Raw genomic sequence first — 14988 nt, 5'->3', positions numbered from 1 at the left:
CGAAGGGGGCGGTACGACGCGCGTCGTACCGCCCCCTTCGTGCTGCCCGCGCCGTGGCCGGTCCCCGACGTCCGAGGGGCACGGGCGACCTCGGGCGACAGCCCTCGGCGGTCGTGTCGCACCGCACCACACCGGACCGCACCCACCACAACGCACACCGCCGCCGGCGAGGGGAGTTCCCCCGCGGGCGGCGGTCGGTGGTGGTGCCGGTGGTGGCGCCGGGTCAGTCCTGGAGGGCGATGAGGCTCGCCGGGCGCAGGTCGGTCCAGTGGGCCTCGACGTAGGCCAGGCACCCGTCGCGGGTGTCCTCGCCGAAGACGATCCGCCACCCGGCGGGGACCTCGGCGAAGGAGGGCCACAGCGAGTGCTGGTTCTCGTCGTTGACCAGAACCAGGAAGCGGCCCTGCGGGTCCTCGAAGGGGTTGGTGCTCATGCGTTCTCACTCCTCTTGTGTGTCACGCCGAACAGCTGGGACAGGGGCTGTTCGGAGTCGTCCGTCACGGTGCGCAGCAGGGTCTGGAGTTCCTCGGCGAGCCGGCGCGTCTTCGTCGCGCCGAGCCGCTCCGTCGCGTGGATCAGGCCACAGTGCACCGGGCCTTCGCCGCGGGGCTCGTAGAAGCTGAGGGTCAGCTCCGCGCGGGCGGAGCCGGTCGGTACGGCGAGCAGGTCGCCGACGCCGCCCTCAAGGTGTTCGAGGTCGGCCTGTTCGTGGTGGATCACCATCACCTGGGGGCCCTCCGGCCGCAGGCCGGCCGTCCGGACGACCTCGTCGAAGGGGACGTCCTGTCGGTCGAGGGCGCTCAGCGTGGTCTCCCGTACGCGGGTCAGGAGCTCCGCGAAGGTCGGATCGCCGGCCGTGTCGGTGCGCAGCACGACGGTGTTGAAGAAGCAGCCGACGAGGTCGGCGAGCTGGTCGTCGTCGCGTCCGGCGACCATCGTGCCGATGGGCAGGTCGGTGCCCGCTCCGTGGCTGGTGAGCAGGGCGGCGAGGGCCGCGTGCAGCACCATGAACATGCTGGTGCCGGTGGTCCGCGCGAGCCGGTCCACGTCCGCGTGCAGCCGCTCGTCGAGCACGAACTCGACGAGTCCGGCGGCCTGACGCCCGCGCCGGCCCGGAACGGCGGTCCGGGCCTCCGTCGGCAGGGCCAGCTCGCGCGGCGCGTCGGCGAGCGTCCGCCGCCAGTACGCCAGTTGCCGGCCGCCCCGGCTCTCCGGATCGGCCAGGTCACCGAGGACCTCGCGCGCCCAGCGGGCGTAGTCGGTGTAACTCACCGGGAGCGGCTGCCAGTCGGGTGACCGCCCTGCCGTACGCGCGCCGTACGCGGCGGTGAGGTCGCGGAACAGCGGGACCACCGACCACTCGTCGACGGCCAGGTAGTGCAGGGTGAGCAGCACCGCCTGGGCGCCGTCGGCGTCGGTCAGCAGCCGGGCCCGCAGCGGGGCCTCCTGTTCCACGTCCGGTGCCGAGGCCGCCAGTTCGGCGAGCCGCTGATCCAGATCCGCGCACTGCTCCACAGCCAGGGCCGGACCCTCGACAGACCGGCGGGACAAGCTTCCGTCGGCGTCGACGAAGGCGGTGCGGAGCGGTTCATGACGGGTGGTCACGTCGGCGAGCGCCGAGGCGAGCGCGTAGGCGTCCAGGCCGCCGGGCGAGCGGAGGACCAGCGCGTGGTCGAAGCCCGGGGCACGCCGGTACGCCTGCCACTGCCACTGCTGCACGGGCGCCACCGGCAGTCCCGAACCGCCGGGGGCCCCGGACCCGGTCGGACGCAGTGCCGGCCGCGCCGCGCTCGCGCCCTCCAGCTTGCCCGCGATGCCGGCGACGGTCAGCGCGTCGAAGACGTCGCGGATGCTGAGCTCGACGCCGAACTCGGCACGGATGCGGCCGAGGAGGCGCATGGAGGCCATGGAGTGACCGCCGAGCGCGAAGAAGCTGTCGTGCACGCCCACGCCGTCCAGCTTGAGGATCTCGCAGAACAGTTCGGCGATCCGCGCCTGCGTCTCGGTCGCGGGCAGGGCGTCGCCGGTCATCGCCGACCAGTCCGGCGCGGGCAGCGCCCTGTGGTCCAGCTTGCCGTTCGGGGTGAGCGGCAGGGGGCCGTCGAGCGGGACGACGAGCGCGGGGACCATGTACTCGGGCAGGAGCGCGGCGACATGGGCGCGAAGTTCCTGCGGGTCGAGGGCGAGGTCCGTGCCCGGCTCGGGGACGGCGTAGCCGACGAGGCGGACGATGTCGCCGTCGCGGTCGGGCAGGACGGCGGCCTGGGCGACCGACGGGTGGCCCGCGAGGGCGGCCTCGATCTCGCCCAGCTCGATGCGGAAGCCGCGGATCTTCACCTGGGTGTCGACCCGGCCGAGGAAGTCGAGGTTGCCGTCGGCGCGCCAGCGGGCCCGGTCGCCGGTGCGGTACATGCGGCTTCCGGGGGTCCCGTACGGGTCGGCGACGAACCGTTCCGAGCTGAGCCCGGCCTGCCCGAGGTAGCCGCGGGCGAGGCCGCGCCCGGCCACGTACAGCTCGCCGATGACGCCGGGCGGGACGGGCCGGAGGTGCTCGTCGAGGACGTAGCAGCGGGTGTTGGGGTCCGGGCGGCCGATGGGCACCCGGCCGGTGGCGCGGCCGCCGTGTTCGCGGGCCGGCCACAGGGTCGAGTTGACGGTCGCTTCGGTGAGCCCGTACGCGCAGATCAGATGTGCGGTGGCGCCGAAGCGTTCGAAGAGGTCCGGCGGGACGGTCTCGGTGCCGACCAGGACGGTCGATCCTTCGGGCAGGCGGCAACCGGGCGGCAGGGCCGAGACGAGCGAGGGCGGCAGGATCATGTGGGTGATCCGCTGGTCTTCGAGGAAGTCGGTGAGGGCGGGTCCGGCGACCCGGGCCTCGTCGGTGATGAGGACGAGCCGTCCGCCGTGGCAGAGCGCCATGGCCAGTTCGAAGGCGAAGACGTCGAAGCCGATGGACGCGAACTGGAGGACACGGCTGTCGTGTTGCAGGCCCATCCGGTCGACGGCGGTGGCGACCAGGCTGGCGATGCCCTCGTGCGGGACGACGACGCCCTTGGGGCGGCCGGTGGAGCCGGAGGTGTAGATCACGTACGCGGCCTGGTCGAGGCCCACCGGGCCGCCGGCCGGCGGGGTCCCGGGGAGTGCGTCGAGCTCGGCGGCGATGTCCGGGGCGTCGAGCAGCACCACGGGGACCCCGGCGATGTCCGGGATCTTCCCGGCGACGGGCTCGGTGCCGACCACCACGGCGGCGCCGGAGTTCTCGATCATGTAGCTGAGGCGGTCGCCGGGGTGGACGAGGTCGAGCGGCAGGAACGCGGCGCCCAGCTTCTGGGCGGCGACGACCGTTGCGATCATGTCCACCGAGCGCGGTACGGCCACCCCGACGACGCTCTCGGCGCCGACGCCGCGGGCGGCGAGCAGCCGGGCGAGGCGGTTGCCACGGGCGTCGAGCTGGGCGTACGTCACCGAGCGCGCGCGGTCGACGACGGCGACCGCGTCGGGGCGCTCGGCCACCCACCGGGCGAACAGCACCGGGAGGGTCTCCTCGTCGACGTCACGGGTCGGGCCGTTGAAGCCCTCCAGGACGAGCCGGTGTTCCTCGTCGGTGAGGATTCCGGCCTCGGACAGCGGCCGGTCGGGGGCCGCGACGAGGATCTCGACGAGCCTGCGGAGGCGGTCGCCGATGCGCTCGGCGGTCTCCTGGTCGAAGAGTTCGGTGGCGAACTCCAGGCGGCAGCCGAGGGAGTCGGTGGCGCCGTCGGCCGAGGTGTGCTCGCTGAAGTTGAACACGAGGTCGAACTTGGCGGTGCCGATCCGGTGCGGCAGGTAGCCGGCTTCGAGTCCGGGCAGTCGCAGGGCCTCGTCCGTACGGGCGTGGTAGCCGACCATGACCTGGAACAGCGGGTTCCGGGAGAGGGAGCGGATCGGGTTGAGCTTCTCCACGACCGACTCGAAGGGCACGTCCGCATGGGAGAACGCGGCGAGGTCGGTCTCCCGGACCCGGGCGAGCAGCTCGGTGAAGGACGGGTCTCCGCCGAGGTCGGTGCGGAGCACGAGCGTGTTGACGAAGAAGCCGACCAGCTCGTCCAGGGCCTCGTCCCCACGGCCCGCGATCGGTGCGCCGAGGGGGATGTCGGTGCCCGCGCCGAGCCGGTGGAGCAGGGCGGCCACGGCTGCGTGCGCCACCATGAACATGCTGGCGCCGGTGTCGCGGGCGAGCCGCCGCAGGCCGTCATGGACCGTGCGGTCGAAGGGGATGTCGAGTGCGGCACCGGTGAACGCAGGACGGGCGGGCCGCGGCCGGTCGGTGGGCAGTTCCAGTTCCTCGGGGGCGCCGGCCAGGGCCGTCCGCCAGTGCTCCAGCTGCCGGGCGGCGAGGCTGTCGGCGTCGGCCGGGTCGCCCAGGAGCTTCTGCTGCCAGAGGGCGTAGTCGGCGTACTGGACGGGCAGCGGCTCCCAGTCGGGTGCGGTGCCGTCGAGGCGGGCGGTGTAGGCGGTGGTCAGATCCCGCAGGAAGGGGCGGTCGGACCACTCGTCGGTGGTGATGTGGTGGAGGAGCAGCACGACGACGTGCTCGTCGGGCGCCACCTCCACGACCGTGGCGCGGATCGGCAGCTCGGCGGCGAGGTCGAACGGCCGCTGGACGGCGGCGTCCACGATGGCGGGCACCCGGTCCTCGGTGGCGCGCAGGTGGTCCACGACCGGGGTGACCGTGCCGGCGGGCAGGATCCGCTGGTACGCCTGGCCGTCGCGCTCGCTCTCGCCGAAGAGCGTGCGCAGCGCTTCGTGCCGGTCGGTCACATCGGTGAGGGCGGCGCTCCACGCCTCGCGGTCGAAGGTGCCGCGCAGCCGCATGACCAGGGGGAAGTTGTACGCGGCCGAGGTGCACTCGATCTGCTGGATGACCCACAGGCGCTGCTGGGCGTGCGAGAGCGGCAGTTCGGCGGGGCGTTCGGCCGCGACGAGCGCCGGGCGGGCGGCGCCGCGCGAGGCGGCCGCGCGCTCCACGAGTTCGGCGACGGTGGGCGCCTCGAACAGGTCGCGGATCGCCAGCTCGGCGTCGAGCGCGGTACGGGCCCGGCTGACGAGCCGGGTCGCGAGGAGCGAGTGCCCGCCGAGGTCGAAGAAGTCGCTGTCGATGCCGACGCTGCCCGCGGTCAGGCCGAGGACCTCCGCGAAGAGCCCGCACAGGGTCTCCTCCTGCGGGGTGCGGGGCGCGCGGCTCCTGCCCGTCCCGGTGAGGTCGGGAGCGGGCAGGGCCTTGACGTCGAGCTTGCCGTTGACGGTCAGCGGCAGGGTGGCGACGGGGACCAGGGCGGACGGGACCATGTAGTCGGGAAGACGGGACTTGAGGTGGTCGCGGAGCCGCTGGACGAGGTCGTCGCCCGACCCGTCGCCCGACCCGTCGCCCTCCTCTCGCACGAGGCCGGCGTCCTCCTCCCGTACGACGTAGCCGACGAGGCGCTTGGTGCCGGCGGTCTCGTGGACGACCACGGCGGCGTGGGCGACCTCGGGGTGGTCGGACAGGGCCGTGGAGATCTCGCCGAGTTCGATGCGGTAGCCGCGGATCTTGACCTGGTCGTCGGTCCGGCCGAGGAAGTCGAGCAGGCCGTCGGGGCGCTGCCGTACGAGGTCGCCCGTGCGGTACATGCGCTCGCCGGGCTCGCCGAAGGGGTCGGCCACGAACCGCTCGGCGTTCAGCGCGGCCCGGTCGTGGTAGCCCCGGGCGAGGCCGGTGCCGGCGATGTACAGCTCGCCGGGGCAGCCTGGGGGAACGGGCCGCAGCATCGTGTCGAGGACATGGGCGCGGGTGTTTCGGATGGGCCTGCCGACGGTCGGCGTGGTGCTCTCCGTGGTGGAGCCGCCGAGGGTGTTGATGGTGTACTCGGTCGGGCCGTAGAGGTTGTACCCGTACGTGCCCTCGGTTCGGCGCAGTTGCGTCCAGACCGTGTCGGAGACGGCCTCGCCGCCGAGCAGGACGAGCGCCGGCCGGTGCTTGCCCGCGGCCTCGTCCTGGTCGAGGAGCCCCTCCTCGATGAGGAGCTGGGCGTAGGTGGGCGTCACGTTGACCACGTCGACGCGGTGCTCGTCGCAGTACGCGACAAGCGCTTCGGCGTCGCGGCGGAGCTCCTCGTCGCAGACGTGCACCTCATGGCCCTCGACGAGCCAGAGCAGCTCCTCCCACGACATGTCGAAGGCGAAGGACACGGTGTGCGCGATGCGCAGCCGCCGTCCGCCGGCGGAGGCGATGGCCGGGTCGAAGATCTCCTTCTGGTGGTTGAGCTGCATGTTCGTCAGTCCCCGGTAGGGGGTGACGACGCCCTTGGGGCGGCCGGTGGATCCGGAGGTGTAGATGACGTACGCCGGGAACTCCAGGCGGTCCGGCACCCCGTGGGCGAACGCGGGCCGCTCGGCATCGGTGATCCCGTCCCCGGACAGCGCGGCCAGCTCGGCGAGCACGGCCTCGTCGTCGAGGAGGACTTCGAGGGCGACGGGGCCGTCCTCGCCCCGCAGGGTCGGAGCGACGGCGGTCGTGGACACCAGGCAGAGCGGTCCGGTGTCCTCGGCCATGAGCCGCAGGCGGTCGGCGGGGTGGTCGAGGTCGAGCGGCAGGTACGCGGCGCCGGTCCGCAGGACGGCGAACAGCGCGGCGACCATCTCGATGGACCGGGGCAGGGCGAGCGCCACGACCTTCTCGGGCCCGGCGCCCCGGGCGAGCAGCAGCCTGGCCAGCCGGTTGACGTGCGCGTCGAGTTCGGCGTACGTGAGGGCGCGCTCGCCGAAGACCAGCGCGACCGCGTCGGGGGTACGGGCGACCTGGGCCGTGAGCATGTCGGCGACGGTCTCGTCCGGCACGGGCTCCCGGGTGGCCTCCCGGCCGGTGGCCAGGGCGGCACGCTCGTCGGGGAGGAGCAGGTCCACGCCGACGGTGCGCGCGGACTCGGCGGTCGGCCCGGCGAGGGCCTCCCCGAGGCGGTCGAGGACCGTGGTGAACCGGGCGAGGATCGTGCCGGCGGCCTCGGCGTCGAAGAGGTCGGGCCGGGCGGCCAGGGTGACCTTCAGCCGGGCTCCGGGAGTGACGATGAGCGTGAGCGGGAAGTGGGTGCCGTCCACGTTCGACACGTCGGTGATGCCGTGGTGCTCGCGGAGCGCCGCGGCCCGGTCCTCGCCGTCGGCCGAGCGGAGCACGAAGAGGGTGTCGAAGAGGCGGCGGTGGCCGGATTCCTGCTGGAGGGTGCCCAGTCCCACGTACTCGTACGGCATGACGGCGGCGCGCTCGGACTGCATCCGGCGCAGCAGGGCGAGCAGGGGCTCGTCCGGGCTGAGGGCGACCCGGGCGGGGATCGTGTTCAGGAACATGCCGATGATGCCGGCCACCTTCGGGACGTCCGCCGGACGTCCGGCGACCGCCGTGCCGAAGACGACGTCGCCGCGGCCCGTCATGGCCGAGAGGACCAGGGCCCAGGCCGCGTTGAGGACGGTGTTCAGGGTGAGTCCGTGCCGGCGGGCGACGGTACGGAGCCGGTCGCCGGCCTCCTGGGTGAGGAGGGCGTCGAAGTCCACCGGGATGACCGGGCCGGTGTCGCGCCCGGACGGGGCGAGCAGCGTCGGCTCGTCGAAGCCGGCGAGGGCCCCGCGCCAGGCGTCGAGGGCGACGGTGGTGTCCTGGGCGTCCAGCCAGGCGAGGTGGTCGCGGTACGAGCCGGGCAGCGGCAGACCCGTGGGGTCACCGGCCCGCTCGTACAGCGTGAACAGCTCCTCCAGGAACAGCCAGGCGGACCAGCCGTCCCAGAGGATCAGGTGGTGGGTGACGACGAGCCGGTCGCGGCCGTCGCCGAGCCGGATGAGGAGCAGGCGGCAGAGGGGCGCGGCGGAGAGGTCGAAGCGCTGCCTGCGGTCGGCGGCGAGGAGCTCCTCGGTCCGGGTCCGCTGTTCCTCGGCGGGCAGCCCGGAGAGGTCGGCCTCGACGAGCGGGATCTCTGCGCCGTCCACGATGAACTGCACGGGGCGGGGCAGGCCGTCGCTGGTGAATCCGGCGCGCAGCCCGGTATTGCGGTCGAGGAGGGTACGGCAGGCGGCGCGCAGCCGGTCGGCGTCGATCCGGCGGTCGAGGTCCAGGGTCTCCTGGGACTGGTAGACGTCGAGTGCGTCGCCCGCGTCGTAGGTGGCGTGGAAGTACATGCCCTCCTGGAGCGGGGAGAGCGGCCAGACGTCCGCGACGGGGAGCCCGGCGACGGCGTGGACGCGCGCGGTCTCCTCCGGGGTGAGCTCCGGTCCGCCGAGCAGAGCGGGGGCCGGGGGCTCCGTGCTCGGCTGCGTCGTCGTCGGCGCGGCGGCGGTGAGCTGGTCGAGCAGGGCCCGCAGGGCGGGGTCGACCGCGGCGCCGGACTGCTGCTGGAGCGCGAGGACGGCCTGGAGGGCGGCGGCGGCCTGCCCGGCGTCGGAGGCGGAGACGGTCACGCCGTCGGGGTGCACGGGTACCTCGGAGGTGTCGGGCGAGTCGGGTGTCGGGGGTGCTTCGGCGTCCACGGCGGTGGTCGCGGCGGCGGCGAGGGCGGCCGGGGTGCGGTGTTCGAACACATCGCGGGGGCTGAGGGTCAACCCCTTCTCCCGTGCGCGGGTGGCGACGGTGATCGAGCTGAGGCTGTCACCGCCGAGCATGAAGAAGTCGTCGTCGACGCCCGTCCCCCGGACTCCGAGGACGTCGCCGAAGATCTCGCAGAGGGCGCGCTCGCGGTCGTCGCGGGGTGCGCGGCCGCCGGCCCGGGGCGCGACCTCGGGTGCGGGCAGGGCGTTCTGGTCCAGCTTGCCACTGGGCGTCAGCGGCAGTTCGGCGAGGACGACGACGGCGCTCGGCATCCACGCGGCGGGCAGCGCCTCCGCGAGTGCCGCGTGCAGCGCCCCGTTCGCGGGTGCGGCGCCGGGAGCGGGGACGGCGTAGCCGACCAGGGCGCCTTCGCGGACGATCACGGCCGCGCGGGCCACGTCCGGCAGAGCGGCCAGGGCGGTCTCGATCTCGCCCAGCTCGACACGGTTGCCGCGGATCTTGACCTGGCGGTCGGTGCGGCCGAGGCACTCGACGGCTCCGTCGGCGCGGCGGCGCACCAGGTCGCCGGTGCGGTACATCCGCTCCCCCGGCGCCCCGAACGGGTCGGCGACGAACCGTTCGGCGGTGAGGCCGGGCCGGTCGTGGTAGACGCGGGCCAGCTGGACGCCGGCGAGGTACAGCTCGCCGGACACGCCGTCCGGAACCGGGCGCAGGAACGGGTCCAGCACGTGCAGCCGGGTGTTCCAGACGGGCCGGCCGATCGGGATCGCCGACTCGATGGCCCCCTCGTACGGGAAGAAGGTGACGTCGACGGCCGCCTCGGTGGGGCCGTACAGGTTGTGCAGCGGTACGGGCGTGCGCCCCGAGCGTGAGGTCAGCTCCCACCAGCGGCGGGCGTCTGCTCCGGTGAGGGCCTCTCCGCTGCAGAACACCCGGCGCAGGCTCGCCGCCCAGTCCGGCGCGCCGGGGCCCGTCTCGGGGGCGCTCTCCATGACCTGGACGAACGCGGCCAGCATCGACGGCACGAAGTGCGTGGTGGTGATGGCCTGTTCGGTGATGAGGCGGGCCAGATAGGCCGGGTCGCGGTGGCCGTCCGGGCGGGCGAGGACGACGGTCGCGCCCTCGGTCAGCGCCCAGAAGAACTCCCACACCGACACGTCGAAGCTCGACGGGGTCTTCTGGAGGACCCGGTCGTCGGCGGTCAGCCCGTACGCGCTCTGCATCCAGGCGAGCCGGTTCACGATGGCCCGGTGCGTGACGGCGACGCCCTTGGGACGGCCGGTGGAGCCGGAGGTGTAGATGAGGTAGGCGGGGTGGTCGGGGCCCGCCGCCCCGACCGGGGTGCCGAGCTCGGCGTTCTCCCGGTCCTCCTCGCCCACGACGAGGTGGTCGAGGCCCGGTACGGCGGGCAGCCGCCCGGCGGCCTCGGCGGACGTCACGACGAGGCGCGCGCCCGAGTCCGCGAGCATGAACGCCACCCGGTCGACGGGGTAGTCGAGATCGACGGGCAGATAGGCGGCGCCCGCCTTGAGAACGCCGAGGAGCGCGACCATCAGCTCGGCCGAACGCGGGACGGCGACGGCCACGTACCGCTCGGGGCCCGCGCCGCGGGCCCGGAGCTGCCGGGCCAACACCTCGGCCCGCCGGTCGAGTTCGGCGTAGCTGAGGGTGGTGTCGTCGAAGACGACGGCCGGGGCGTGCGGGGTACGGGCCACCCGGGCGGCGAAGAGCGAGGTGAGCGTCGCATCGGGGACGGGGTGGGCGGTGGCGTTGAGCTCCGTGAGGTGCTCGCGCTCGCGGGCGGACAGCAGGTCGGTCCGGGCGACGAGACGGTCGGGCTCGGCGACCACGGTCCGCAGCAGGGCCGTGAACCGGTTGGCCAGGACGGCCACGGCCACCTGGTCGAGACGGGCCGCGTCGTGCTTGAACCGCAGCAGCAGACCGGCGTCGGCGGGCTCGACGACGAGCGCGAGCGGGTAGTGCACGGCGTCGACCACCTCGGCGCCGGTGATCAGCGGCTCTCCGGTGCCCTGTCCTTCGCCACCGGGGTGGTTCTCGAACACGACGAGCGTGTCGAAGAGTTCACCGCCGCCCGCGATCCGCTGGATGTCGGCGAGCCCGAGGTGCTGGTGGTCGAGGAGGGCGGAGTGCTCGTCCTGGACGCGGCGGAGCAGCTCGGTCAGCGTCTCCTCGGGGCGGAGGGTCACCCGGGCGGGGACGGTGTTGATGAACAGGCCGACGGCGGAGTCCAGGCCCGCGACCTCGGTGGTCCGACCGGAGACGGTGGTGCCGAAGGCGACGTCACGGCTGCCGGTGAGGGCGCCGAGCAGCAGGCCCCACACGCCGTGGAAGACGCTGCTCAGGGTCAGTCCGCGGGTCCTGGCATAGGTGGTCAGCGCGTCGGTGAGGTCGTGCGGCAGACGCGTGTCGACGTGCTCGGGGCGGGCAGGGGCTTCGGCCGCGTCTGCCGGGGTGGTGAGCGCGGGGAGCCGGGTGGGGCCCTCGATGCCGGCGAGCGCCTGGCGCCACGCCTCGCGTGCGGCGGCGCGGTCGCGGCCGGCGAGCCAGGAGAGGTACGGCTCCGGGGCCACGGGCTCGGGCAGTTCGGCGCCCCGGTAGGCGTCGGTCAGTTCCCGCAGCAGGACGGCGACGGACCAGCCGTCGGCGACGATGTGGTGGAGGGTGAGAAGGAGCCGGTGGTGCTGTCCGTCCCTGATGAGGGTGGCGCGCAGGAGCGGCGGCCGGTCGAGGGCGAACCGCTCGGCGCGGTCTGCGCGGAGGATGTCGGCCAGGCCGGTCGCGACGGTGTCGGCCTCCCGCCACGGGAGGGTCGCGTGGTCGGCGAGCCGCTGGACGACCTCGCCGCCGGGGAGCTGCCGGAACCCGGCCCGCAGCAGCGGGTGCCGGTCGAGGAGCAGTTGGAGCGCGTGGCGGAGGCGGTCGGGGTCGACGGGCCCGCCCAGGTCGAGGAGTTCCTGGACGAAGTAGAGGTCCGCGGCCTGGTGGTCGAACTCCGCGTGGAAGAAGAAGCCTTCCTGGAGCGGGGAGACCGGCAGCGCGTCCGCGTCGAGCTCCACCTGCGGCCGTGCCGGGGCGGCGGCGCTCTCGCCGGCGGTCCGGGCGAGGGCGGCCACGGTCCGGCTCCGGAACACGTCGCGCGGGGTGAGCGCGAGACCGGCCTCGCGGGCACGGTTCACCAGCTGGATGGCGACGATGCTGTCGCCGCCCAGTTCGAAGAAGCTGTCGTGGACGCCCACGGTCGGCAGTCCGAGGACCTCGGCGAACAGTGCGGCGAGGGCGGCCTCGGTCGGGGTGCTCGGGGTGTCGGTGCCGGTCAGGGACGTCCAGCGGGGCTCGGGCAGGGCCTTGGCGTCGAGCTTGCCGTTGGGGGTCAGCGGCAGCGGGCCGTCGAGGACGACGACCGCCGAGGGCACCATGTGGTCGGGCAGCGTGTCGGTCACGCGCGCACGTGCGGCGGTCACCGCGACGTGGGTGTCGATGACCGCAGGAGTGTCGGTGACCGTGAGGGTGTCGGGGCCCGTGCTCGCGTCGGTGCCCGTGACCGGGTCGACGGCGGTCCCGGCCTCCGTGCCACCGGTCTCCTTGCCACTGGTCTCCTTGCCACTGGTCTCCTTGCCACTGGTCTCCGGACCACCGGCCTCCCTGCCACTGGTCTCCGTACCACCGGTCTCCGGGACCAGGTACGCGACCAGCCGCTTCACCCCCCGGTGGTCCTCGCGGGCCAGGACGGCGGCCTGGGCGATGCCCTCGCAGGCCATGAAGGCGCTCTCGATCTCGCCCGGCTCCACGCGGTGGCCGCGGATCTTGATCTGGCCGTCCGCGCGGCCGAGGAACTCCAGGTTGCCGTCGGCGCCCCAGCGCACCCGGTCGCCCGTGCGGTACATGCGGGTGCCGGGAGGCCCGTACGGATCGGCGACGAACCGTTCCGAGGTCAGCCCCTCGCGGCCCAGGTAGCCGCGCGCGAGGCCGCGCCCGGAGACGTACAGCTCGCCCTCCGCGCCGACGGGGGCGGGCCGGAGCGCCGTGTCGAGGACGTACGCGCGCGTGTTGGGGTCGGGACGGCCGATGGGCGCGGGGCCCGGGCGGTCGGGGTCGGCGAGCCAGAGCGTGGAGTTGACGGTCGCCTCGGTGAGTCCGTACGCGACGACGACGCGGAGCCGGCCGTCCCAGCGGGCGATGAGCTCGCTGGGGACCGCCTCGGTGCCGACGACGAGCACGGCGCCCGACGGGAGTTCGCACTCCTGCGGCAGCGCGGAGACGAGCGAGGGCGGCAGGATCATGTGGGTGGCGCGGTGGCGGGCGATGTACTCGGTGAGCGCGGGGCCCGCGACGCGGCGCTCGGCGGGGACGACGATGATCCGTCCGCCGACGCACAGCGACATGATCAGGTCCCAGACCGTCACGTCGAAGCCGACGGAGGCGAACTGCACGACGCGGCTCTCGGCGGTGATGCCGATCCGGTCGGTGGCGGTGGCGATGAGGCTGCCGACGCCGTCGTGGGAGACGACGACGCCCTTGGGGCGGCCCGTCGAGCCGGAGGTGTAGATGACGTACGCGGCCTGGTCGAGGACGACCGCCGGTCCCGGGTCGCGGTCGGTCGCGGCGGCGAGGGCGTCGACGGTGGCCGGGTCGTCGAGCAGCAGACGGCCGACGCCCGCCGCCTCCGGGAGGTCGCCTGCGAGTTCGCGCACGGTGACGACGGTGCGGGCACCGGCGTCGGACAGCATGTAGGCGATGCGGTCCTGGGGGTGGTCCGCGTCCAGCGGCAGGTAGGCGGCGCCGGCCTTCATCACGGCGAGCAGAGCCACCACGAGCTCCGGTGAGCGGGGCAGGGCCACGCCCACGACGTCCTCGGCGCCGACGCCGCGGGAGCGGAGCAGATGGGCGAGCCGGTCGGCGGCGTCGTCGAGTTCGGCGTACGTCAGCTCCCGGTCCTCGCAGACGAGCGCGACGGCCTCGGGGGTACGCCGGACCTGCCGCTCGAAGGCGGCGGGCCAGGACAGCTCCGGGACCTCGCGGGGCGCGACGCCGAACGCGTCGAGGAGTCGGGTGCGTTCGGTACCGGAGGTCAACTCGATACGGCCGACGGGGCGGTCGAGATCACCGGTGAACGAGTCGAGCAGCGTGAGGAAGCGGCGTTCGTGGTCGGCGAGCGTGACCGCGTCGCAGACGTCGGCGTCCACGTCGAGGTGGACGGTGTGCCCGCGGCCGTCCGTGCCCTCGGCGAAGCTGAACGCCAGGTCGCTGACCGGGCCGAGCCATTCCGGGCGGAGTTCGGCCTCGTGGTCGTCGAAGCGCAGGTCGTCGGAGCGGGGCAGGATGTTGACGGTCGGGCCGACGAGCTCGGGCACGCCGTCGACGAGGCCCAGTTCCCTGGCCAGGTCCTCGGCGCGGTAGCGCCCGTGGGCGACGGCCTCGGCGACCGTTTCGCGCACGTGGGCGACGAGGTCGGTGCCGGTGGTGCCGGGGTGGACGGCGAGGCGCAGCGGGACGATGTTGGAGACCATGCCGGGGACGGTCGCGGAGACCTCGTCCTGGGCGGCGACGGGCAGGCCGAGGACCAGGTCCTGCTCGCCGCTGACGCGGTGCAGATAGGCGGCTACGGCCGCGAGCAGCAGCCGGGACGGTCGTACGCCCGCGGTCCGGGCTGCGGCGGTCAGTCGCTCGACGGCTGCCGGGGACAGCTCGGCGGTCCGCCGCAGCCGTCGGGTCATGGGGGTCGCGGCCCGGGCGACGAGCCGTACGGGCTCGGGCCGGCTGGCCATCCGCTCCAGCCACCAGGCGCGGTCGGCGGCGTGCCCCTCGGACGCTCGGTAGGCGCGGTCGGCGGCGACGAGCCGGGCGAGGGACCAGTCGCGGGGCTCGGATGCATGTTCTCCGGCCGTGTACAGCTCGCCCGCCCGCCGGGTCAGGAGGGCGACGCCCATCCCGTCGAGGACGATGTGGTGGTAGCGCTGGCACCACAGGACGCGGTCGTCCGCGAGCCGCAGCAGGGCGTGGCCGAAGAGCGGGTCCCGGGCGAGGTCGACGGGCCGGTCGCGGTCGGCGGCCACCCACGCGGCGGCGGCCTCGTCGGGGTCGGCGGCGGCGCGCAGGTCGACGACGGTGACGTCGACGGGGAGGGCACGGGGCGTCTGGCGCGGCCCGTCGTCGCCGGGTGTGACCCGTACGTGCAGGCACTCGGCCTCTTCGACGGCCCGGCGGACGCCGGCCGTGAGGCGGTCGAGGTCGAGGGCACCACGGAGGTGGAGCGCGAACACGATGTTGTAGGCGGAGCTGTCCGGTTCGATCTGCTGGGCCAGCCAGATGCCGGATTGCCCGCCGGTGACGGGGAGGCCGGAGGTGGTGTTCCGGTCCGACGACTCGACGTCAAACATCGTACGAAGTGGCCTTTCCCTGGGGGTGCGTGGCAGGCGGTG

At 74.1% G+C, this 14988-nt stretch carries 2 protein-coding genes; both read right to left on the bottom strand.

The window, feature by feature from the left end; translation table 11 throughout:
* Positions 1-223: 223 nt before the first annotated feature.
* Positions 224-433 (bottom strand): MbtH family protein, encoded by a 210-nt coding sequence (locus OG462_RS38130; RefSeq protein ID WP_406065068.1) that lies wholly within the window; start codon positions 431-433, stop codon positions 224-226.
* Positions 430-14946 (bottom strand): amino acid adenylation domain-containing protein, encoded by a 14517-nt coding sequence (locus tag OG462_RS38125; RefSeq protein WP_406065066.1) that lies wholly within the window; start codon positions 14944-14946, stop codon positions 430-432. The genes OG462_RS38130 and OG462_RS38125 overlap by 4 nt, the downstream gene beginning before the upstream one ends.
* Positions 14947-14988: the final 42 nt, after the last annotated feature.

Origin of the sequence: Streptomyces sp. NBC_01077 (assembly GCF_045162855.1) — a bacterium.
Classification (GTDB): Bacteria; Actinomycetota; Actinomycetes; order Streptomycetales; family Streptomycetaceae; genus Streptomyces.
The sequence above is the reverse complement of the archived record's forward strand: the minus strand, read 5'-3'. Positions and strand labels throughout refer to the sequence as shown.